The sequence below is a fragment of the Actinomycetospora sp. 2LY8.5 genome (genome assembly GCF_057180585.1).
Window position 1 is genome coordinate 338,654 of sequence record NZ_JBXUHE010000001.1, and the last position, 23,799, is coordinate 362,452.

The following is a 23,799-nucleotide window of genomic DNA, read 5'->3' on the forward strand; positions in this document are numbered from 1 at the left end:
GTCGTGCGAGAACAGCGCGGTCAGGGACCGAGCGAGGCGCCACCGTCGACGTAGACGGTCTGCAAGGTCACGTGACGGGCCGCAGGCGAGGCGAGGAACGCGACCACCTCGGCGACGTCCTCGGGGGCGGCGACCCGGCCGAGGGGGATGCCGAGCTTGAACGTCTCCGCCGAGCCGCGGACGAGGGTGGCGTGGTCGGCGGGCAGGTCGCCCGTCGCCCCCATGGCACTGAGCATCCCGGTGTCGGTCGACCCGGGGCACACGACGTTGGCCCGCACCCCCCGCCCGGCGAGCTCCAGGCCCAGACATCGCGTGACCGCCACGGCGGCGGCCTTCGAGGCGGCGTAGGCGGCCATGCCCGTGCGGGGCACGCCGGCCGCGTTCGACGCGACCGTGACGACCGACCCGCGGGCCCGCTCGGCGAAGCGACCCCCGACGGCGCGGCAGGCGTGCATGACCCCGGTGGCGTTGACGTCGAGGCAGTGGCGCCAGTCGGCGTCGTCGATCTCGGTGACCGCGCCGACGCGCAGCACGCCGGCCACGTTGACCAGCGTCCCCAGGGCTCCGAGCGCGTCCTCGGCCGCCGCGACCGCCTTCTCCACCGCGCCGACGTCGGTGACGTCGGCCGGCACCGCGACGGCGGTGGCGCCGTGGGCGCGCAGCGCGTCGGCGGCGGCCTCGGTGGCGTCGGGTTCGCGGTCGAGCAGCGCCACGGGAGCGCCCGCGTCGGCGAGGCGGCGGCACACCGCGGCCCCGATCCCACCGGCCGCCCCGGTGACCAGGGCCGCACCCATCGCCCGGGTCGAGCTCCGCTGCTCGACGTCTCCCATCACGAGGTGATCACTCCCGGATCGCCGAAGCCGTTGCCCAGCGACGCGGGCGCGCCCGCCGCGTCGTGCGCGACCCTTCGGTCGGGCTCGGGCCGGCGGTGTCCCAGCACCGAGTCGAGGATCTCCCCGGCGCGCACCGCCGTGGTCGACAGCAGCGTGGAGCTGATGCCGTGGGTGTGCTCGGTGGGTCCCTGCAGGTAGACCCCCGCCCGCAGCGGGTGGACCGTGTGGAGCCGGTAGTCGCGCTCGACCAGCAGCTCGCCGTCATCGGCGCGCCGGCACCAGGCGCCGACGTCACCGAGCAGCCCGCTGGGATCGATCGGCCGGTAGCCGGTGGCGTAGACGACGATGTCGGTGTCGATCGTGTGCGTCTGCCCGGTGGGCAGGAACTCGACGTCGACCGCGAACCCGGTCGACCCGGCGGACGCCGTCGGGATCCCCGCGACGCGGCTCGCGCCGTGCACGTGGAGGCGCTGCGTCCCGGCGACCTTCTCCTGGTACGCCCGGGCGTAGAGGGTGTTGATCAGCTCCGGGTCGACCACCGAGTAGTTCGTGTTCGCGTGGTAGTCCATGAGCATCTGCTTGACCTCGCCCGGCGCCTCGTAGAAATGGTCCACGGCATCCGGGTCGAAGATGCGGTTGGCGAACGAGGTGTCGTCGGCGGGGCTGTAGCCGTACCGCGAGAACACCGCGTGCACCGCGGCCGCGTCCTCGCGGTCGTGGAGGTACGCGGTCGCCTCCGCGGCGCTCTGCCCCGCACCGACGACCACGAAGCGGCGGCTGCGCGGCGGGGCGGGCGCGAGGTCGGCCAACCGGAACAGCAGTTCGCTGTTGTGCCAGATGCGCTCACCGCGCTCCACACCCGGCGGCAACCACGGCACCAACCCCGTGGCCAGAATCAGATTCCGCGTGCGCACCACCCGAACGCCCGCACCAGCCGCATCCCGCAACACCACCTCGAGCTCATCAACCGAACCACCCGGACCCACCACCGGATGCACCGCGACCGCCCGCGTCCCGTAACTCACCAGATGCCGCACGTCCGCCGCGCACCACTCCAGATAATCGTGGAACTCCACCCGCGACGGAAACATCGTCTTCGTGTTGATGAAGTCCGCCAACCGCCCCTGACCCTGCAGATAGTTCAAGAACGACCGCGGACTCGTCGGATCCCGCATCGTCACGAGATCCTTCAAGAACGACACCTGCATCGTCGCGCCCTCGAGCAACATCCCCCGATGCCACCCGAACGCCGCCTGCTGCTCCACGAACGACGCCGACACCCGCGCCGACTCCGGCGACCGCTCGTTGTGCTCCTGCACCGCCAACGCCAACGCCAGATTCGACGGACCGAAACCCACACCCAGCACATCCAGCGTGCCCGTGCCGTCGGGCCCCGCGCGCCCCGGCTCCCGATTCATCGCACTCCTCGCCCGCGTCGCCCGTGGGATGCAAGATCGTTAGGCGACCCTAACCTAACTTGCCCGTATCGGGCGACGCGACTGTCATAACGGCCACATTCGGTGATCGTTCGGTCACGGGCTGGCGTAGCCCTCAGGAAGCACGGCGGGGGTACGGCGGGGGTACGGGCCGTGCGCTTCGCACCGTGTCGCCCACCCGGGCGGCGACGGTGCGCACGGACCGCGGCGTGGCCGTGATCTCGTCAGGACGACGCGCGCGGGAGGTTGACCATCGACGGGAGCCAGGTGAGCCTGTCCTGTGTGCGGGACAGGGGCGTCGACGCCGTGGCGCTGCGGTGATCTCGGGTGGCGCCGTGCTGCGCGGCTCCATCCGTGACCAGAAGGCCCCCGTGGCGTCGGCGGCGGTGCTGTTCATGGGTCACCAGGGCTGCGAGGCTCTGGTGCCGGTGCTCGTCGGCGTCGTCGTCGACCGGGCGATCGCGACGGGCGACCCGACGGCCCTCGTCGGCTGGCTCGCCGTGCTCGGCCTCGACTTCCTCGTCCTGTCCTTCTGCTATCGCTGGGGCGCGCGGCGCGCCTGGCTCGGCGACGTCCGCGCCGACCAGCGCCTGCGCCTGCTCGTCGCCGACCGCCTCCTCGACCCGCGTGGGGGCGCCGAGACCGGCCGCCTGCCCGGGGAGCTCGCGAACATCGCCGTCGCCGACGCCAAGCGGGTCGGGGTCGTGAACTTCGCGGTGCCCCTCGGCGCCGCCGCGCTGGCCGCGATGCTGGTCGCGGCCGTCGCCCTGCTACGGACCTCGGTGCCGCTCGGGCTGCTGATCCTGCTCGGCACGCCGCCCCTGCTCCTGCTCGTGCACGTCCTCGGCGTCCCGCTGCAGAGGCGCAGCGGGCCCGAGCAGGAGCGAGCCGCGCGGGCCTCGGGTGTCGCGGCCGACCTCGTCGAGGGCGTGCGCGTGCTCAAGGGCCTCGGCGCGGTGCCCGCCGCGGTCGCGCGCTACCGGCGCGCCAGCCGCGACGCGCTCGGCGCGACGCTCGGGGCCACCCGCGTCCAGGCCGGCTACCAGGGCGCCGTGCTGGCGGCGAACGGGCTCTTCCTCGCCCTGGTCGCCCTCGTCGGTGGCCGCCTCGCCGCCGACGGGCAGATCAGCGTCGGCGGGCTCGTCGCCGCGGTCGGGCTCGCCCAGTTCCTCATCACCCCGCTGGAGATGCTGGGGTGGGTCAACGGACGGATCGCCCAGGGCCGGGCGTCGGCCGCGCGCATCGCCGCGATCCTGTCCACCGGGCCGGCGGTGGGAGAGGGCGACCCCGGTGCCCCGGCGGTCCCCGACCGGCCCGCCCTCGCGCTGCACGACCTGCACCACGGCTCGCTGCGCGGGCTCGACCTCGAGGTCGCGGCCGGCGAGACGGTCGGGGTCGTCGCCGCCGACCCCGCCGACGCCGCGGCGCTCGTGGCCTGTCTGGGCCGCGAGGTGGACCCGGACCGCGGCACGATCACCGTCGAGGGGCACCCGCTGGCCGCGCACCCGCCCCGGGTCGCCCGCACCGCGGTCCTCGTCGCCGCGCACGGCCACGAGCTCTTCTCCGGCACGCTGCACGAGAACGTCGCGTCGGCCGCCCGCAACGGCCACGTCGTGCCGGCGATGGCCGCGGCGCAGGCCGACCAGGTCGCCGACGTGCTGCCCGACGGCGCCGACACCGTGCTCACCGAGCAGGGACGTTCTCTGTCCGGCGGCCAGCGCCAGCGGGTCGCGCTGGCCCGGGCGCTCGCCGCCGACGCCCCGGTGCTCGTCCTGCACGACCCCACGACGGCCATCGACGGCGTCACCGAGGTCCGCATCGCCGACGGGCTCGCGGCGTTGCGTGACGGGCGCACGACGCTGCTGCTCGCGACGAGCCCGGCGCTGCTCGGGGTGGCGGACCGGGTGGTGCTGCTGGTCGACGGGCGGGTGGCGGCGAGCGGGACGCACGCTGCGTTGCTGGACTCGTCGGCGGCCTACCGGGGGGCGGTGACCTGATGGCGGACGCGCAGCATTCGGGGGCGCACGCCGAGAGGGGAGCCGGACCGTCGGCTCGCGCGATCCTCCCCGTCGCCGGCGCCCGCGCGATCCGGCTGGCGGTCGGGCGGCTGCTGCGGGAACGCCGCGGTGTGCTCGCCGTCGGGCTCGTCGCGCTCGTGGCCAGTGCGGTCGCCGGTGTGCTCGTCCCGCCGCTGCTCGGGCAGATCGTCGACGTGGTGGTGGCGCGCCGCGGGGCCGACGCGGTGACCGGTCCGGTGCTCGGACTGGTCGGCGCGGCGCTCGCGCAGGGCCTGCTCGCCGTCGTCGGCATGGCCGCGATCGCCCGCGCCGGCGAGGAGGTGCTCGCCGACCTGCGCGAGACGTTCGTCGCGCGGGCCCTGGGCCTGCCGCTCTCCCGCCTCGAGCAGGCCGGGGCGGGCGACCTGACCTCGCGCGTCACCTCCGATCTCGCCCTCGTCGGCGACGCGGTGCGCGAGGCCGTGCCCGACATGACCCGTGGCGCCCTGGTGATCGTGCTGAGTCTCGGCGGCCTCGCCGTGCTCGACTGGCGCTTCCTGCTCGCCGCGCTGGTGGCCGTGCCGGTCCAGGTGCTCACCGCGCGCTGGTACGTCCGGCGCTCGAGCCCGCTCTACCTCGAGCAGCGCGAGGTCGGCGGTGCCCAGCAGCAGCAGCTGCTCGACACGGCGGGCGGGATCGCCACCGTGCGCGCGCTCGACCTGCACGACGACCACACCGAGAGGGTCCGCTCGCGCGCCCAGGAGGTCGTCGACCTCGCGCTGCGGGTCGTGCGCCTGCAGACCGGGTTCTTCGGGCGGCTCAACCTCGCCGAGTTCCTGGGGGTCGCCGCGGTGCTCGCGACCGGGTTCGCGCTGGTCGACGCGGGCGCCGCGACGGTCGGCGTCGCGAGCGCGGCCGCCCTGTACTTCATCAACCTGTTCACCCCGATCAACGAGGTGCTGTTCCTCCTCGACACCGTGCAGTCGGCGGGCGCGAGCCTGGCCCGCGTGGTGGGGGTGTCGTCGCTGTCGGAGCCGCCGTCCTCGCCGTCCTCGTCGGGTCGGTCGCCGGACGACCGCGGCGCCGTGCGCGTCCGAGGTGTCTCGCACGCCTACGACGAGGGCCACGAGGTGCTCTCCGACGTCGACCTCGACATCCCGCCCGGCACGCGTCTGGCGCTGGTCGGGGCGAGCGGCGCGGGCAAGACCACGCTGGCGACGATCGTCGCGGGGGTGCATCGGCCGAGCGCGGGTTCCGTGGTGACCGACGAGGTCGCCATGGTGAGCCAGGAGGTGCACGTCTTCGCCGGCCCGCTCGCCGAGGACCTGCGCCTGGCCGCCCCCGAGGCGTCCGACGAGCAGCTGTGGGCGGCGCTCGACGTCGTCGACGCCCGCGACTGGGTGGCCGCGCTCCCGGACGGGCTCCACACGGTCGTGGGCACGGGCGGGCACACCCCGACGGCCGCGCAGGCCCAGCAGCTGGCCCTCGCCCGGCTGGTCCTCGCCGACCCCGCCGTCGCGGTGCTCGACGAGGCCACCGCGGAGGCCGGCAGCGCCGGGGCGCGCGTGCTCGAGGCCGCCGCCGACCGATCGCTGCGCGGGCGCACCGCGCTGGTCGTCGCACACCGGCTCTCTCAGGCCGCGGCATCCGACCGGATCGCGGTGCTCGACGCGGGCGTGCTCGTCGAGTACGGCACGCACGAGGAGCTGCTCACCGCCGGCGGGCGGTACGCGGAGCTCTGGGCGGCCGGCACGGGCCGGAGCACGCTCTAGGGACTCGCTCGCGGTGTCAGCGGCGTGGCGCCGCAGACGTTGAGTGTCCGTCACGCCACGCGCTCGGCCGGCGGCTCGCTCAAGGATCGTTACCGTTCCGTGATGTGCCGGGGAGGCCTGAGCTGGGGTTCCTCGAGCGGCGTTGTGGTTGCTCCGCAGCACGGTGCCGGCCTCGTCGGCCAGTGCCGCGCGATGTGCTTCCCGACCGGCCACGTCGATGCCCAACCGTCGTGCGCGGGACGCTCACCTCGTCGTTGTTGTCGTCAGTAGCCAGGCCCACCGGGGGCCCGCGACCACGGCGAGCGCCGTGCCCGGACATCTGAGCGGGAGTCCCTGCGGCTCCGCGTTCCCACCAAGGCGCACTCGGCACGGCCGTGGCACGGGCATCTCGACGATCAATGCACAGGACTGAGATCCAGTCGGAGGCAGCCGCAGACACCCGCGCCGCGAACCTCGCCCCGACCTCGCCGGGGTTGTCACCGAACCTGGATGTCGGGGGTCGGCTCTAGCGTTCGTCCCATGAGCGTCGAGCAGGATCAACGGCCTGGGCTGGCGGCCCGGCTGGCGGATCGTGCCCCCGACGCCGACCTTCACGGGCTGCTCGACACGGTCGACCCGACCTCGCTGAGCGGGGAGGACCTCGCCGCCTACGTGCGGGCGCGGTTCGCGGTGCACAACCGCGCCGAGGCCCAGCTGCTGGCCGGGCTGCGGGAGCTGGGGACGGCGGTCGAGGACGCCGAGGGGCGCCCGCGGCGGTTGCCGGGCTCCGACGAGTTCTCCGGCGACGAGGTCGCCGGAGTGCTGGGGTGCTCGCGCACCGCCGTGTCCCGTCGCCTGGCGCTGGCCGACGACCTGTTCGGCCGGTTGCCAGCGCTGGGAGCGGCCCTGTGGCGCGGTGCGTTGGACGAGACCAAGGTGCGGGAATCTCCGAGTGCGTGGCCGACCTGGCCGACGACCACGCCCGGGCCGCGGTGGCCGAGGTGCTCGAGGAGGCCGGGAAGATGCCGGTGATGGCGCTGCGCGAGCGGGTCGGCGAGGTCGCACTGGCGCTCGACCCGGACTGGGCCGACCGGCGCCGCCGCCGCGCGGAGGCCCGCGGGCGGGTGCAGCTGGCGGCGAACCCGTCGGGAACGGCGACGTTGTCGTTCGTCGACGCGCCGTGCCCGGAGGGGATCGCGTCGATGTCGCGGGTCGAGGCCCTCGCAGCCCAGCTGCGCGCGGCGGGGGTGCTGACCCCGATCAACCAGCTACGGCTGCAGGTCGGGATGCGACTGCTCAACGGGTCCACCGCCGGCATGACCGACCCCGAGCTCGTCGCCCTGCTGGTCGCCGAGGACCACGCCACCGACACCCCTACCGACCCCGACGACGGTGATCCGAGCGGCGGACCTGATGACGGTGGCCCCGACGACGGCGGACCGGCCGGTGAACGCCACGACCTCGACCTCGTCGTGCCGCCGCGGTCGTCCGGACAGGGCGTTCTGGACCTCCCCGGCCTCCCCGGCCGGCCCTGCCCGGCGGACGAGCGTGAGCCGGTCGTTGAGCCGGAGCCGCGGGACGGGCGGGTCCGCCACGGCACCGTCGAGGTCCGACTCCGACTCACCACCGCGCTCGGGCTCGACCAGCGCCCCGGCACCGTGCCCGGCTTCGGGGCGGTCACCGCTGCGGTCGCCCGCGAGTTGATCGCCGCCCGCGTCTGTCGGCGGATGGCGGGTGCTGCTCGTCGACGACGACGGGCACCTCCAGCACGTCCTGCTCGCCCGCGCCCGACCGGGCCGACCAGCCGGCCCCCGCCACCACGCTCGGGTGCGGGGGCGCAGAACGGGGGCGACCCGGACCGGGGCGATCGTCGAACTCCAGGTTCCGACGACACTCCTGGCCGCCCTGAATCCTGGTGATCACCCCGCCTGGGGCCCGCTGCTGCGCGAACTCCAGGCCCGGCTCGCCGACCTCCAACACACCGGCCGCCTCGGGCTACCGCCCGACGCCGACACCGGCCCCCGCGCCCGGCTACGCCGCCGCCCGCGAGTCGAAGCCGGCCGCTGGACCCGGGTCCGCGACCGGCACTGCATCGTCCCGTGGTGCCGCCGCCCCGCCCACCGCGCCCAGATCGACCACACCCGCGACCACGCCCACGGTGGGCCCACGCTGACCGGCAACCTCGGCGCCTGGTGCAGCCACGACCACCGCGCCAAACACCTCGCCCCCTGGACCGTGCGCCAACCCCGGCCCGGCTGGTTCGTGATCCGCACCCGCGCCGGCATCACCCACACCACCCGACCCCCACGCATCCTGCGACCGCTCCCGGCACCGCACCCCGCCGACCGCCCGAGACCGCTCCCCGACGACGGCCGGCCGGACCAGGACACCGAGCACCTCGACGACTGGCGACGCCACTTCGCCACCACATTCGACGGCACACCACCACGCCACCGCCCCCGACGCCGCTCACGCACGACCCCGACGACCCACCACCCTTCTGAGAAGGGGCTGGTGCGGGACACCGCCGTGGCCTCCGATCGGTTTCCGGAGGTACACCGGGCCGAACCACCGCTGGCCCGGCGGCACCGTCGCCAGATCGACCGCCCTTGCCGCCGCGCCCACCATCGGCCGAGGGGCACGCGAACGGGTCGATCGCCGCGGAGCTCCACCTCTCGCTCAGCGCGACCGAGAAGCACATCACGCCATCGTCGACAAGCTCGAGCTCGACACCGAGACCGGCATCCACCGGCGGGTCGCCGCGGTCGTCCGTCATCCGGCCGACGGATCGGGCGGTTCGGTCCCGAAGGTCAGCACCCGGTCGAGGATGCGGCGCGCGGTGGCGTCGTCCACGGCCGCGGGGTCGTGGATCATCTCGATCGCCATCGGCCGGCCCGGCGCGGTCTCGTAGAACGCGAGGGTAAGGTCCGCGAACGACGCCCCGGTGCGCACGGCGTCGAGCGCCCCGAGCACCGCCTGCTCCCCCGCGAGCGCCGCGTCCTCGTGGTGCACGAGTGCCACCGGTGGCCGGGTGAGCCCGGTGTGCGCGGCGACGTCGGCGAACGCCGTGTCGTGGGCGAACGCCGCGAGGTCGGCGCGTCGCACCCGGTCGAGCAGCTCGTCGGGCGACGGGCCCCCCGAGGTGTCGGTGCGCACGACGATGAGGTCGGCGACCGAGCCCACGAGGTCGTCGAGGGCGGCGTCGACCCGGCCCGCGTTCATGGTCACCAGCGGCAGGTCCTCGCCCGCGCCCTCGGCGGTCAGCGCCGACGCGAGCGCGGCCTGTAGCACCATGAGCAGGCTCGTACGGGTGCGCCGCGCGAGCCGGTCGAGCGCGAGCCGGCGTTCGGCGCCCAGCTCCACGGCGATCACGGACGCCTCACCGCGCACGCCCGAGGAGGAGAACAGCGTCGTCGGCAGCCCGTCGAGGTCCGCGCGCTCCGCCGCCGGCCGCGCCGGCAGCGCCCGCGCCCAGCGCGCATAGTCGGTGTACGACACCGGCAGCGGCGTCCACGCGGGCTCCGAGCCCGCACGCCGGGCCGCGTACGCCGACGACAGGTCGCGCAGCAGCGGCACCACCGACCACTCGTCCACGGCGGTGTAGCCGAGCACCAGCAGCAGGCGACCGTCGACCAGGTGCGCCCGGAACGCCGGCTCGGCGGCGAGGTCGAAGGGCTCGCGGGCGAGGTCCTCGAGCGCGCCGGTCCGGTCGGTCAGCTCCGGTCCGGCGGCGAGGACGCGGCGCGACGACCCCACCGTCGTCCGCAGCGGCTCGTGGCGCGCGACGACGTCGTCGACCGCCGCCGCGAGCGCGTCCCGGTCGAACGGCCCCTCCAGCACCAGGGCGTGGTCCGGGCGCCGGCGCGTGCCGTCGGCGAGCAGGCGGCGCTGCCCGGGGCCGAGCGGCTCCTCGTCCCCCGGCGGACCGCTCGGCGTCGGGCGGGGTCGGGCGCGCGGCGCGGCGGCGAGTCGGGTGGCCAGTGCGGCGACGGTCGGCGCCTCGAAGACGTCGCGCACCACCAGCTCGACGCCCAGCGCCTCGCGCACCCCGGAGACCAGGCGCATCGCGGCCATCGAGTGCCCGCCGAGGGCGAAGAAGTCGTCGTCGACCCCGACCCGGTCGAGCCGCAGCACCTCGGCGACGATCGCCGCGAGTCGTTCCTCCTCGGGCGTGCTCGGCGCGGCCGACGACACCAGCGCCGACCAGTCCGGCGCCGGCAGCGCCCGGCGGTCGACCTTGCCGTTCGGCGTCAGCGGCATCGGCCCGTCCAGCGCCACGACGAGCGAGGGGACCATGTGCTCGGGCAACCGCGCGGCCGCTGCCGCACGCACGTCCTCGACGTCCACAGCACCGTCGACCGGGCTCACGTAGCCCACCAGGCGCGCGAGGTCCCCGTCCCGGTCGGCCACCGCGACGGCCTGCTGCACCCCGGGGTGCTCGGACAGCGCCGCGGCGACCTCGCCGGGCTCGATCCGCACGCCCCGGATCTTGACCTGGTCGTCGTCCCGGCCGAGGAAGTCGAGCACCCAGCCTGCCGAGGCCTCCGGGTCCGGACGCCACCGCGCACGGTCGCCCGTGCGGTAGATCCGCGCACCGGGAGCCCCGTAGGGGTCGGCCACGAACCGCTCGGCGGTGAGGTCCGGACGCCCGACGTAGCCGCGCGCGAGCCCGCGCCCGCCGACCCAGAGGTCGCCGACGACGCCGGGCGCCAGCGGCTCGAGGCGCGGCCCGAGCACGCGCACCACCGTGTTGGGGTCGGGCTCGCCGATCGGCAGCGGTCCCGCCCAGTCGGTGCGCGTGGGCCACAGCGTGGAGTTCACGGTCGCCTCGGTCAGGCCGTAGGCGACGATCATGTGCAGCCGGTCGGCCCACCGCGCGACGAGGTCGGGCGGCACGGTCTCGGTGCCCACCAGCACCGTCGTGCCGTCGGGGATGACGCAGTCCTCGGGCAGCGCGGCCGCCAGCGACGGCGGCAGCACGGCGTGGGTGATCCGCCGCTCGTGGAGGAAGTCGGTCAGCGGCGGCCCGGCGACCCGGGCCTCTTCGGGCAGGATCTCCAGGCGCCCGCCGACGGCCAGCGCCATCGTCAGCTCGAACGCGGCGACGTCGAACCCGACCGACGCGAACTGCAGGACACGCGAGTCCGCGCTGACACCGATGCGGTCGACGGCGGTCGCGGCGAGGCTGCCGATCCCCTCGTGCGGCACGACCACGCCCTTGGGCCGGCCCGTCGAGCCCGACGTGTAGAGCACGTAGGCGGCGGCGTCGAGGCTGTCCGGACGCGGCCGTGCGCGCCGCGGCGCCGGGGTCGGCGACTCCAGCACCACCGGCGCCGGCCCGTCCGGCACCCGGCGAGCCGTCTCCGGCGTGACGACGACCCGCGCCGCCCCGGAGTCGGCGAGCATGTGTGCGAGGCGCTCCGCCGGGTGCGCGAGGTCCAGCGGCAGCCACGCGCCGCCGCGCTTCAGCACCCCGAGCACGGCGGCCACCATCGTCACCGACCGCGGCACCGCGACCGCCACGACGTCCTCGGGCCCGACGCCGTCGAGCCGGTCGGCGACGCCCTCCGCGAGCGCGTCCAGCTCGGCGTAGGTCACCTCGCGCTCGGCGTCGGCGACGGCCACCGCGTGCGGGGTCGCGTCGGCGTGCCGCTCGAACGACCCGATCAGCGTCTCCTCGTGCACCGCGCGGGCGTCCGGCCGGCCCTCGACGGCCCTGAGCACGGCTCGCTCGTCGTCGGTGAGGACGTCGACCTCGGCGACCGGAGCGTCGGGAGTGGCGACGACCGCGCCCGCGACCTGCGCGAACCGCTCCGCCAACCGCTCGGCCGACGCCCGGTCGTAGAGGTCGGCGGCGTACTCGAGATGGAGGGTCAACGTCCCGTCGTCGGAGCCCTCCACGAACGAGAACACCAGGTCGAACTTCGCCGTGGTGCCGGTGACGTCGTCCTCGGTGACCGCGAGCCCCGGCAGCGACAACGGCGCCCCCGAGCGGACGTGGTGCCCGACCATCACACCGAACAGCGGAGTGCGGGCGAGCACGCGCGGCGGGTCGAGGTGCTCGACCACCGTCTCGAACGGCACGTCGGCGTGCGCGAACGCGGCGAGGTCGACCGCGCGGACCCGGTCCACGACCTCGCCGAACGACGGCGCGCCGGACAGGTCGGTGCGCAGCACGACGGTGTTGACGAAGAAGCCGACGAGATCGTCGAGGCGCGGGTCGGTCCGCCCGGCGACCGGCGCGCCGAGCGGGACGTCGTCGCCGGCACCGAGGCGTGCGAGCAGCACCGCCACGGCGGCCTGCAGCACCATGAACGTGCTGGCGCCGCGGTCGCGGGCGAGGCCCCGCAGCCCGTCGGCGACGTCGGGGGCGAGCGGCAGCGCGACCGTGCCGCCGGTGAAGCTGGGCGTCGCCGGACGCGGACGGTCGGTGGGCAGCTCCAGCTCGTCGGGCGCGCCGGCGAGCGCGTCGGCCCAGAACGCGAGCTGGCGCGCGGCCTCGGGCGACCCGTCCCCGAGCAGCTCCGCCTGCCAGAGCGCGTAGTCGCCGTAGGTCACCGGCAGCGGGGTGAAGTCCGGCGCGTGCCCGTCGCGCCGGGCCGTGTAGGCCGCGGCGAGGTCGGCGAACAGCGGCCCGTCGGACCACTCGTCGGTCGCGATGTGGTGCAGGACGAGGACGAGCAGGTGCTCCCCACCCTCGAGATCACCGCCCCGCTCGATCACGGTCGCCCGCAGCGGGGGCCGCCGGGTCAGATCGAACGGGCGCGCGATCTCGGCCGCGACGATCTCCGCGGCCTCGTCCTCGGTCTGCGCCGACGCCCGCGTCAGCGGCACCCGCGCCTCGGCGAGCACCCGCTGGGTCGCACCGTCGATCAGCGTGCGCAGCGGCTCGTGGCGGGCGACGACATCGTCGATCGCGGCGGCCAGCGCGTCCAGATCGAGGTGCTCACCGTCGGGACGTACCCGCAGCACGATCGGGTAGTGGTAGGCGCTGTTCGCGGAGCCCGCCTCGTCGAGCTGCGCCAGCATCCACAGCCGCTGCTGGGCGGCCGACAGCGGCAGCGCCCCCGGTCGCTCCCGCGGCGCGAGCTCGGGCCGGGGCTCGACCGGCGCGCGGGAGCCCGCCCGCCCGGCGAGCGCGGCCGGGGTCGGCGCGTCGAACAGGTCGCGCAGGGCGACGTCGGCGCCGAGCGCGGTGCGCACGCGCGAGAGCAGGCGCGTGGCGATCAGCGAGTGCCCGCCGAGGTCGAAGAAGTCGTCCTCGGGACCGACGCGCGGGACGTCGAGCACCGCCGCGAAGATCCCGCACAGGGTCTCCTCGGCCTCCGTCGCGGGCGGGCGCCCGCCGCCGGCCGGGGACAGGTCGGGCGTCGGGAGCGCGCCGGTGTCGAGCTTGCCGTTGACGGTCAGCGGCAGCGTGTCGACCTCGACGAGCGCGGCCGGGACGAGGTGGTCGGGCAGCCGGGACCGCAGGTCGTCCCGGACAGCCGCCAGGTCCGGTGCACCCGCCGGCACCACGTACCCGATCAACCGCGCCGATCCGCCCGGCCCCGAGCGGTCGGCGACGACCGCCGCGCGCGCCACCGCGTCGTGCGCGGTGAGCGCCGCGGCGACCTCGCCCGGCTCCACGCGGTGCCCGCGGATCTTGACCTGGTCGTCGGTGCGGCCCAGGAAGTCGAGAACGCCACCGCTGCCCGGGCGCCGCCGCACGAGGTCGCCCGTGCGGTACATGCGCCCGCCGGCCGGGTCGGTGGGGTCGGCGACGAAGCGCTCGGCGGTGAGCCCGGCGCGGCGCCAGTAGCCGCGGGCCAGGCCGGTGCCGGCGATGTAGAGCTCGCCCGGGACGCCGTCGGGCACCGGGCGCAGCCACCCGTCGAGCACGTGCGCGCGGGTGTTGGTGATCGGGCGCCCGACCGTCGGCGTGGCGCTGTCCGCGGTGCCACCGCCGAGCGTGTTGATCGTGTACTCGGTCGGCCCGTAGAGGTTGTAGCCCAGCGTCCCGTCGGTGTCCCGGAGCGTCGACCACACCGTGTCCGACACGGCCTCGCCGCCGAGCAGCACCAGCGGCATGCCGCGCTCGGCGAGCAGCCCCTCCTCGATCAGCGCTTCGGCGTAGGTCGGGGTCACGTTGACGACGTCGACGGCGTGCCGGGCGGCGTGCGCTACGAGCCGGGTCGCGTCGCGGCGCAGCTCCTCGTCGAGGACGTGCACCTCGTGGCCCTCGACGAGCCAGAGCAGCTCCTCCCACGACATGTCGAAGGCGAACGAGACGGTGTGCGCGATCCGCAACCGGCGGCCCCCGGCCGCCGCCACCACCGGGTCGAAGATCTCGGTGCGGTGGTTGATCTGCATGTTCGTCAGCCCGCGGAACGGGGTGACGACGCCCTTCGGCCTGCCGGTCGAGCCCGACGTGTAGATCAGATAGGCGGGGCGGTCGAGGCGGTCGGCCCGGTCGCGCGCGAAGTCGCCCAGCTCGGCGTCGTCGAGGGGCCCGGCCGGCAGCGCGTCGCGCTCGGCGGCGACCGCCGGGTCGTCGAGCACGACCCTGGACATCCCCGGCCCGCCCACGCCGGTGAACTTCTCGGCCACCCGCGCGACCGTCACGAGCGCGACCGGCTCGGCGTCGGCGAGGGTCTCCTGCAGCCGCTCGGCGGGGTGGTCGAGCTCGAGCGGCAGGTAGGCCGCGCCAGTCCGGAGCACCGCGAACAGCGCGACGACCGTCTCGACGGACCGCGGGACGGCGAGCGCGACGACCGTCTCGGGCCCGGCCCCGCGCGTGCGCAGCAGGCGCGCGGTGCGGTCGATCGCGGCGTCGAGCTCGCGGTAGGTCAGCGCGACCTCCCCGGACACGAGCGCCAGGTCGTCGGGCACCAGCGCCGCGCGCTCGGCGAGCATGTCGGCGACGGTCACGTTCCCGAGGTCGACCGGCGCCCCGTCGCGACCGCTCACGACGGCCTCGCGCTCCGCGGGCAGCAGCGGGTCGAGCGCGGAGACCGCGGTGTCGGGACCGGCGAGGACCTGGTCGAGCAGGGTCCTGAAGCGGTCGAGCCACGCCTGCGCGTCGTCGTCGGGGAGCGTGTGGGCCAGCGTGAGCCGCATCCGCTCGCCCGGGGTGACGATGAACGTCAGCGGGTAGTGCGTGGCGTCGTCGTTGCGCAGGGCCGTGACGCCGTGACGTTCCGAGAGGTCGGCGATGCGCTCCTCGCCGCCCTCGGGGCGGTAGACGAACAACGTGTCGAACAGCGTCCGCTGCCCGGCGGCGCGCTGGATCGCGCCGAGCCCGACCCATTCGTGCGCGAGCAGCCCGAGACGCTCCTGCTGCACCCGCGCCAGCAGCGCGCCGGCCGGCTCCGCGCCGTCGAGCACGAGGCGGGTCGGCACCGTGGTGAGGAACAGGCCGACGGTCGTCTCCACGTGGGGCACGGCGTCCGGGCGCCCGGCGACCGTGGTGCCGAGCACGACGTCGGTGCGCCCGGTGGCCGCGGCGAGCACGAGCCCCCACACCGTCGACAGCACGGTGTGCGCGGTGATCCCGCGCTCGCGGGTCAGCTCCCGCAGGCGCGCGGTGACGTCGGCGTCGAGCTCGACGTCCCGTTCGCGCAGCGGTTCCGGCGTGTCCGGGCCCACGAGCGTGGGCTCCTCGAGCCCGGCGAGCGCGGTGCGCCAGGCCTCCATCGCGGCGTCGGTGTCCTGGGCGGCGAGCCAGGCGAGGTGGTCGCGGTAGGTGCCGGCGGGCTCGAGCTCGTCCCCGGCGTAGGCGCCGAGCAGCTGCGCGAGCACCGTCCACGCCGACCAGCCGTCCCACAGCAGCAGGTGCCGGGAGATCAGAACGCGGTCGGTCTCCGGGCCGCGGACCAGCACGACGCGGAACAGCGGCGGCGACGCGAGGTCGAAGCCGGCGGCGCGGTCGTCGGCGGTCGCGGCGGCCACCGCGTCCGCGTCGGGCGCGTCGACCACGCGCACCGGCGGCTCGAGCGCCGCGGCGACGAACTGCACCGGCTCCTCGAGCCCCTCGCTGGTGAAGCCGGCGCGCAGGGCGTCGTGGCGGGCGAGCAGCGTCGCCACCGCGCCGCGCAGGCGCTCCTCGTCGAGGCGGTGGTCGAGGTCGACGGTCTCCTGGATGCGGTAGACGTCCCCACTGCCGTCCGAGCCGCCGTCGAGCCCGGCGTGGAAGAACAGGCCCTCCTGCAGCGGCGAGAGGGGCCAGACCTCGGCGACGTCGACGTCCGTCGTGATCGCGTCCGGCGCCACGGGAGCGGGCAGGTCCTCGACGCGGTCGGCGTCGGCGGCGGTGTCGGGCACCCGCGCCGCGACACCCGCGGGGCTGCGACCGGCGAACACCTCGGCGGGCCCGACGGCCAAGCCGGCGCGGCGTGCCCGGCTCGCCACGCCGATCGCGGAGATCGAGTCGCCGCCCAGGGCGAACCAGTCGTCGTCGGGACCGCACGTCTCGCGGCCCAGGACCTCGGCGAAGATCGCGCAGAGGACCCGCTCGGCCTCCGTCGCGGGCTCGCGGGCCGGGCCCGCGGCGAGCTCGGGGGCCGGAAGGGCCTTGCGGTCGAGCTTGCCGCTGGCGGTCACGGGCAGCGCGTCGAGGGCCACGACCGCGACGGGCACCATGGCCTCGGGCAGCTCTGCGGCGAGGTTCGCGCGCACGGCGTCCGTGTCGACGTCCCCCACCACGTAGCCGACCAGCGCGGGCGAGGGCCCGTCGCGCCGCACCGTCACGGCGGCCCGGACGACGCCGGCCTGCGCGGCGAGCGCGGCCTCGACCTCGCCCGGCTCGATGCGCTGGCCCCGAATCTTGATCTGTTCGTCGGTGCGCCCGAGGTACTCGAGCTCGCCGTCGGGCCGTCGGCGCACGAGGTCGCCGGTGCGGTAGAGCCGGTCGCCGGGAGCACCGAAGGGGTCGGCGACGAAGCGCTCGGCCGTGAGGCCCGGCCGCCCGGTGTAGCCGCGGGCGAGCTGGACGCCGGCGAGGTAGAGCTCGCCGGGCACCCCGTCGGGCACCGGGGCGAGGCACCCGTCGAGGACGTGCAGCGTGGTGTTCCACACCGGCGCACCGATCGGCACCCGGAGCGTGTCGGCCTCGCTCACCGGGTGGTACGTGACGTCGACGGCCGCCTCGGTCGGCCCGTAGAGATTGTGCAGCGGGACCCCGGTGAGCGCCCTCCAGCGGGCCGCGGCACCGGCGGGCAGGGCCTCGCCGCTCGCGAGGACACGGCGCAGCGTCGTGGACCACGACGCGTCCTCGGTGACCTCGTCCGCGGCGAGGAACGCCTCGAGCATCGACGGGACGAAGTGCATCGTCGTCACGCCGCCCTCGGCGACGAGCTTCGCGAGGTAGGCCGGGTCGCGGTGCCCGCCCGGGCGCGCGACGACGATCGCCGCCCCGGTGACGAGCGGCCAGAAGAACTCCCAGACGCTGACGTCGAAGCCGACCGGCGTCTTCTGCAGCACGCGGTCGTCCGGGGTGAGCCCGTAGGTGTCCTGGGTCCATGCCAGCCGGTTGACGATCGCGCGGTGGCTCACGACCACGCCCTTCGGGCGCCCGGTCGAGCCCGACGTGAAGATCACGTAGGCGGCGGCGTCGGGGTCGACCGGGACCGGTGGCGTGTCGGCGGTGCCGGTGTCCTCGACGTGGATCCGTCGCGGTCCGTCGGGGAGCGCGGTCGCGCCGGTGGTCACGACGACGTCGACGCCGGCGTCCGCGATCACCGCCGCGAGCCGCTCGCGGGGCAGGTCGAGGTCGAGCGGCACGTAGGCCCGCCCCGCGTGCAGCACGCCGGCGAGCGCGACGACGAGATCCGCCGACCGCGGGACGGCGACGCCGACGGGGCCGACGACGGGACCCGTTCCGGTGAGCTGCGCGGCCAGCCCGGCGGCGCGCCCGGCCAGCTCGGCGTACGTCAGCGTGGCGTCCTCGCCGACCACCGCGACCGCGTCCGGCGTCGCCGCGGCCTGGGCGGCGATCCGGTCGGTCAGCGTCGTGGGCTCGACGGCGTGCGCGGTGTCGGGGTGGTGCGGCGGCGCGTCGCGCAGCGGGATCGACGCGACCGGCGTCTCGAGGTCGGTGGCGAGGCACTCGAGGGTGCGGCGCAGCTGCGCGACGACGAGCTCGGCCGCCGCGGCGTCCACGCGCGTGGGGTCGTGCTTCACGGTGAGGTCGAGGCGCGGGCCGACGGCCGCGATGAGCGCGACCGGGTAGTGCACGGCGTCGACGACGTCGACGGCCTCGACGGTGACCGGGCGGTCGCCGGACTCAACGGTCCGGCCCCGCTCCGCGTCGCGTCCTGCGGCCTGCGGGTAGTTCTCGACCACCACGAGCGAGTCGAACAGCTCCCCGTGGCCGAGCTCGCGCTGCAGCGCCGCGAGCGCGACGCCGTCGTGGTCGAGCAGCTCGGTGCGGTGGGTCTGCAGGGCGTCGAGGGCGTCGGCGGCCGTCTCCGCCGGCGCCCAGCGCAGGCGGACCGGGACCGTGTTGATGAACAGCCCGACCGCGTCCTCGATGCCGGGCAGCACGCCGTCGCGTCCCGAGACGGTGCTGCCGACGAGGACGTCGCGGCGGCCGGTGAGGCGCCCGACCGTCAGCGCCCAGGCGCCGTGCAGCACGGTGCCGAGGGTCAGGCCACGGCGCCGGGCCGCGGCGACCAGCCGGCTGGTGGTCTCCTCGTCGACGCCGAGGTGACGCTGGTGGTGCCGAGGCGCGCGTTCGGGCTCGGGGCCGCCGACCGCGGCGTCGGGGGCGAGCGCCTCGAGCAGGCGGGTGGGCCCGTCGAGGCCGGCGAGGGCCTCGCGCCAGGCGGCGAGGTCGGCGGACTGGTCCGGGAGACGCGCGTAGCGGGCGCGGTGGGTGCTCGCGTCGACGTCGCGGTGCGTGTCTCCCGTCTGCTCCAGCAGCTCCCGTACCACCACCGCGACCGACCAGCCGTCGAGCACGATGTGCTCGAAGGTCAGCACGAGCGCGGCGTTCTCGTCTTCGACGGGTCCGGCTCCCCTCTCGGGGTCCTCCCCTGACTGCCGCGGATCCGGGCCGGTGTGCACCAGTGCGGCGCGGATCAACGGGGGCGCGGCGAGGTCGAAGCGCTCGGCGCGCTCGGCGACGACGACGTCGTCCAGCGCGCTCTGGGTGCCGGGCGTGTCGAGATCGCGCAGGTCGACCTCGCGCCAGGGCACCTCGACCGAGGTCGCGATCGCCTGGACCACCCGGCCGTCGGCGCGCTGCGCGAAGCCCGCGCGCAGCTGGGGGTGGCGCGCGACGAGCCGCTGCACCGCCGCCCGCCAGGCGCCGGCGTCGACGGGGCCGCGCAGGCGCACGACCTCCTGGACGGTGTAGACGTCCGAGAGCGCCGCGTGGACGAAGAAGCCCTCCTGCAGCGCCGAGACCGGCCAGACCTCGTCGTGGTCGTCCCCGAGCGCCGCGCGAGCGGTGTCGTCGAGCTCGACCGACATCGCGGCGTCCTCGGCGGCGTCCTCGGCCGCGTCCTCGCGGGCGACCGCTTCGGGAGCCAGCGCGGCCACCGTCCGGTGCGTGAAGATCTGCCGCGGCGTGATCTCCAGCCCCGCGGCGCGCGCCCGCACGACGAGCGAGACCGACAGCACGCTGTCGCCGCCGACGGCGAAGAAGTCGTCGTGCACGCCGATACCCGGGATGCCGAGCAGCTCGGCGAACAGCGCCGCGAGCAGCTCCTCGCGCGGCGTGCGCGGCGCGGTGCCCTCGACCTCGGCGGCGAGGTCGGGCGCCGGGAGCGCGCTGCGGTCGAGCTTGCCGCTGGGCAGCGTCGGGAGCTCCGGGACCGCGACGACCGCCGCGGGTACGAGGTGCTCGGGCAGCCGGTCGCGCAGGTGCTCCCGCACCGCGGAGGTGACGGCGGTGACGTCGCGGAACGGCGCCGGCCTCGTCGTGCCCGTGGGCCCGCCGCCGCGGTACACCGGGCCGCCGTCGCCGTAGAGGACCTCGAAGCGAGTCGGGTCCTCGGGATCCCAGGTGGCCCGGGCGCACCCGGGTGCCAGCGCGATCAGGTCCTCGGGGTCGGCGGGCGGCCCGGCGGGCGGCGCGGTCTCGTCGATGCGCGCCAGCGCCTCGAGGTCGGGGGTCAGTCGCGCGTTCGGCACGCCGACCAGGCGCACCGCGTCCGACGTCGCCAGGGCCTCCCGCACCTCGTCGATCGACCCGGTCCAGGTCAGGCTTCGATGTGAGCACTTTCCGGGGCCATAGGCCCGGAAAGTGCTCACATCGGGGCCGAGGACCGCGTGATAGCGGTAGCGGGAGAGCTCGTCGTGGAACGGGGTGCGCTCGAGCTCCACGTCCGCCGCGAGCCCGAGCTCGTCGGCGACCTCGCGGAAGAAGTCCGGGTGCACGAGCAGCTCGGGCTCCCACGCGACCGAGGCGTCGACCGCGCGCCGCAGCGCCGCAGGATCGGCGGCGGGGTCCCGCGCCGTCTCCACCCCGGCGCGCAGGGTGCGCAGCAGGCCCGCGTGCCGGACGTCGCCGACGAGCACCGATCCGCCGGGCGCCAGCAGCCCGGCCGCGTCGCGCAGCACCGCGCGCAGGTACCCGGCGTCCGGGAAGTACTGGGCCACCGAGTTGACGACGATCGCGTCGAACGGGGCGCCCGCGACCCCGGCGACCTCGTGCGCCGGGCGGGTCTCGAGCACCACGCGCTCGCGCAGCACGGCGTCCTCGCCGACCCGGCGGGCCAGGGCGGCGATCCCCTCGGCGGAGAGGTCGATGCCGACGTAGTGCTCGACCTCCGGCGCCACCTCGGTGAGCAGCAGCCCGCTGCCCACGCCGACCTCGAGCACGCGCCGGCCGGCCGGCAGCGCGCGGATACGGTCGACGACGGCGTCGCGCCACACGCGCATGTGCTCGCGCGGGATGTCGGAGCCGTCGTAGGTCGAGTTCCACCCGGCGAAACCGTCGTCGAAGAGGGCGGCGTCCTCGTCGGCCGCCGAGTAGAGGACCTCGTGGAGCTCCTTCCACTCGTCGACGCGCTCGTCGCCGGCCTCACCGGAGCTCGGCACCACGTAGCCGACCAGCCCGCGCCCGGCGGGCAGGTCGTCGCGGACGACGGCCGCCGCCTGCGCCACCGCGGGGTGGTTGCGCATCTCCGACTCGACCTCGCCGGGCTCCACCCGGAAGCCGCGGATCTGCACCTGGTCGTCGGTGCGGCCGAGGAAGTCGAGCACGCCGTCGACGCCACCCCGGCGCACGACGAGGTCGCCGGTGCGGTAGAGCCGGTCGCCGGGCGCGCCGAACGGGTCGGCCACGAAGCGCTCCGCGGACAGTCCGGGACGCCCCAGGTAGCCGCGGGCGAGGCCGGGGCCACCGAGGTAGAGCTCGCCGGGCACCCCGTCGGCCACCGGGGCGAGGCCCTCGTCGAGCACGCGTGCGGTGGTCAGCGGGTCGGGCACGCCGATCGGGACCGAGGTCCCGTCGAGCGCCTCGGGCCGGCTCTCGCCGAGGGTCGCGTTGACGGTCGCCTCGGTCGGGCCGTAGGCGTTGAACATCCGGTGGTCGCGGCCCCAGCGGGCCACCAGCTCGGGGGGCACGCGCTCGGTGCCGGCCAGCAGCACGCCGGGGGGAAGCGTGACGCCCTCGGGCAGCGCCGCGAGCAGCACGGGCGGCAGGAGCAGCACCGTCGCGCCGTGGGCGTGCGCGTACTCGGCGAGCTCGGGCACGGGTGCGCGCAGCTCGCGCGGCACGATCACCAGCCGCCCGCCGGAGAGCAGCGACTGGCACAGCTCCCAGAACGCCACGTCGAAGCTGGGTGAGGCGAAGCCGAGGATGCGGTCGTCGGCGCCGATCCCGAGGCGTTCGGTCTGGGTGGCGACGAGCTTGTCGACCCCGGCGTGGGTGACGAGCACGCCCTTGGGGCGCCCGGTCGATCCCGAGGTGTAGATGACGTAGGCCAGGCTGGTGACCGGGATCCCGGGGTCGAGCCGCGCGGGCTGCGCCCCGTCGAGATCCAGGGCCTCGAGGAGGAGTGCGCGCTCGGCCCACTCCGCGGGGAGGCCGTCGCGCAGCTCGCCGGTCGTGAGCAGCACGGTGGGCGCGGCGTCGGCGAGGACGAGGCGGATGCGCTCCTCGGGCTGGTCGGGGTCGACGGGCAGGTACGCCGCACCCGCGCAGAGCACGGCGACCTGCGCCACGACCTGGTCGATCGACCGCGGCAGTGCGAGCCCGACCAGCCGCTCCGGCCCGGCGCCGAGCTCACGCAGCACGGCAGCGAGCCGGGCGGCGCGGTCGGCCAGCGCGGTGTAGGTCAGCGACGCGTCGCCGAGCTCGACCGCGATCGCGTCGCCCCGGGCGGCGACCTGCTCGGCGAACCGGTCCGGCCACGTCCGACCCACGCCGAGCGTCGCGGTGCGGACGGTGTCGAGCGTGCTCACGAACCCACCGGCTCCGCCGAGACGCGCTGCACGGCAGCGAGTCCCGCGGGCCGGCGTGCCTCGACCGAGTCGAGGATCTCCCCGGCGCGCACCGCCGTGGTCGACAGCAGCGTGGAGCTGATGCCGTGGGTGTGCTCGGTGGGTCCCTGCAGGTAGACCCCGGCGCGCAGGGGCGCCGCGGTGGTGATGCGGTAGTCGCGCTCGACCAGCAGCTCGCCGTCGCCCGTGCGCCGGCACCATCCCCCGACGTCGCCGAGCAACGAGGTCGGGTCGATCGGGCGGTAGCCGGTCGCGTAGACGACGACGTCGGTGCGCACCGTCTCCCGCTCGCCGGTCGGCAGGAACTCGAGGTCGATCTCGATGTCGGCGCCGGCGTCGCGCATGGCCGCCACCCGGCTCGCGCCGTGCACGTGGAGGCGCTGCGTCCCGGCGACCTTCTCCTGGTACGCCCGGGCGTAGAGGGTGTTGATCAGCTCCGGGTCGACCACCGAGTAGTTCGTGTTCGCGTGGTAGTCCATGAGCATCTGCTTGACCTCGCCCGGCGCCTCGTAGAAATGGTCCACGGCATCCGGGTCGAAGATGCGGTTGGCGAACGAGGTGTCGTCGGCGGGGCTGTAGCCGTACCGCGAGAACACCGAGCGGACCTCGGAGTCCGGGTAGCGGCGGTGCAGGTGCTCGGTGGTCTCGGCCGCGCTCTGGCCCGCACCCACGACCAGGAAGCGCCGGGGACCCGACTCCTCGGTGTCGGCGGCCTTGAGCCGGTGGAGCAGCTCGCTGTTGTGCCAGATGCGCTCACCGCGCTCCACACCCGGCGGCAACCACGGCACCAGCCCCGTGGCCAGAATCAGATTCCGCGTGCGCACCGCCCGAACGCCCGCACCAGCCGCATCCCGCAACACCACCTCGAGCTCATCAACCGAACCACCCGGACCCACCACCGGATGCACCGCGACCGCCCGCGTCCCGTAACTCACCAGATGCCGCACGTCCGCCGCGCACCACTCCAGATAATCGTGGAACTCCACCCGCGACGGAAACATCGTCTTCGTGTTGATGAAGTCCGCCAACCGCCCCTGACCCTGCAGATAGTTCAAGAACGACCGCGGACTCGTCGGATCCCGCATCGTCACGAGATCCTTCAAGAACGACACCTGCATCGTCGCGCCCTCGAGCAACATCCCCCGATGCCACCCGAACGCCGCCTGCTGCTCCACGAACGACGCCGACACCCGCGCCGACTCCGGCGACCGCTCGTTGTGCTCCTGCACCGCCAACGCCAACGCCAGATTCGACGGACCGAAACCCACACCCAGCACATCCAGCGTGCCAGGGGTGTCCGGACCACCCCCGGCGGTCCCGGGGGTGGGGTGGCTCGACTCGCGCGTCATCG

Annotated in this window: 8 protein-coding genes; 4 read left to right on the top strand and 4 right to left on the bottom strand. The window is 75.5% G+C overall.

The features are described from left to right. Positions 1-20: 20 nt before the first annotated feature. Together AC2A1K_RS01585 and AC2A1K_RS01590 are read right to left on the bottom strand one after the other, a co-directional pair. A complete protein-coding gene (locus tag AC2A1K_RS01585) occupies positions 21-830 on the bottom strand; it encodes an SDR family NAD(P)-dependent oxidoreductase (protein ID WP_483894688.1) in 810 nt (269 codons plus the stop codon). After that, the gene (locus tag AC2A1K_RS01590; protein WP_483894550.1) at positions 830-2,251 is read right to left on the bottom strand and encodes a lysine N(6)-hydroxylase/L-ornithine N(5)-oxygenase family protein; all 1,422 of its coding nucleotides are present in this window, start codon (positions 2,249-2,251) and stop codon (positions 830-832) included. The genes AC2A1K_RS01585 and AC2A1K_RS01590 overlap by 1 nt, the downstream gene beginning before the upstream one ends. Positions 2,252-2,586: 335 nt before the next feature. On the opposite strand from AC2A1K_RS01590, the gene AC2A1K_RS01595 reads away from it, so the two are divergent. The 4 genes from AC2A1K_RS01595 to AC2A1K_RS01610 all read left to right on the top strand — a co-directional run bounded on the left by AC2A1K_RS01595 (position 2,587) and on the right by AC2A1K_RS01610 (position 7,936). Then, positions 2,587-4,266: an ABC transporter transmembrane domain-containing protein gene (locus tag AC2A1K_RS01595; protein ID WP_483894551.1), complete on the top strand. Its 1,680-nt coding sequence runs from the start codon at positions 2,587-2,589 to the stop codon at positions 4,264-4,266. Then, positions 4,266-6,038 (top strand): ABC transporter ATP-binding protein, encoded by a 1,773-nt coding sequence (locus tag AC2A1K_RS01600; protein WP_483894552.1) that lies wholly within the window; start codon positions 4,266-4,268, stop codon positions 6,036-6,038. The genes AC2A1K_RS01595 and AC2A1K_RS01600 overlap by 1 nt, the downstream gene beginning before the upstream one ends. 519 nt (positions 6,039-6,557) lie before the next feature. Beyond that, the gene (locus AC2A1K_RS01605; RefSeq protein ID WP_483894553.1) at positions 6,558-7,049 is read left to right on the top strand and encodes a DUF222 domain-containing protein; all 492 of its coding nucleotides are present in this window, start codon (positions 6,558-6,560) and stop codon (positions 7,047-7,049) included. Then, positions 6,974-7,936: a hypothetical protein gene (locus tag AC2A1K_RS01610; RefSeq protein ID WP_483894554.1), complete on the top strand. Its 963-nt coding sequence runs from the start codon at positions 6,974-6,976 to the stop codon at positions 7,934-7,936. Before AC2A1K_RS01605 ends, AC2A1K_RS01610 begins: the two co-directional genes overlap by 76 nt. Before the next feature lie 853 nt (positions 7,937-8,789). Here AC2A1K_RS01610 and AC2A1K_RS01615 read toward each other — a convergent pair. After that, positions 8,790-22,409: an amino acid adenylation domain-containing protein gene (locus tag AC2A1K_RS01615; protein WP_483894555.1), complete on the bottom strand. Its 13,620-nt coding sequence runs from the start codon at positions 22,407-22,409 to the stop codon at positions 8,790-8,792. Next, positions 22,406-23,797 (bottom strand): lysine N(6)-hydroxylase/L-ornithine N(5)-oxygenase family protein, encoded by a 1,392-nt coding sequence (locus tag AC2A1K_RS01620; protein ID WP_483894556.1) that lies wholly within the window; start codon positions 23,795-23,797, stop codon positions 22,406-22,408. Before AC2A1K_RS01620 ends, AC2A1K_RS01615 begins: the two co-directional genes overlap by 4 nt. Positions 23,798-23,799: the final 2 nt, after the last annotated feature.

Coding starts and splice junctions, on each gene's coding strand:
- AC2A1K_RS01585 (WP_483894688.1), bottom strand. CDS start 830: ATGGGAGACGTCGAGCAGCGGAGCTCGACCCGGGCGATGGGTGCGGCC.
- AC2A1K_RS01590 (WP_483894550.1), bottom strand. CDS start 2,251: ATGAATCGGGAGCCGGGGCGCGCGGGGCCCGACGGCACGGGCACGCTG.
- AC2A1K_RS01600 (WP_483894552.1), top strand. CDS start 4,266: ATGGCGGACGCGCAGCATTCGGGGGCGCACGCCGAGAGGGGAGCCGGA.
- AC2A1K_RS01605 (WP_483894553.1), top strand. CDS start 6,558: ATGAGCGTCGAGCAGGATCAACGGCCTGGGCTGGCGGCCCGGCTGGCG.
- AC2A1K_RS01620 (WP_483894556.1), bottom strand. CDS start 23,797: ATGACGCGCGAGTCGAGCCACCCCACCCCCGGGACCGCCGGGGGTGGT.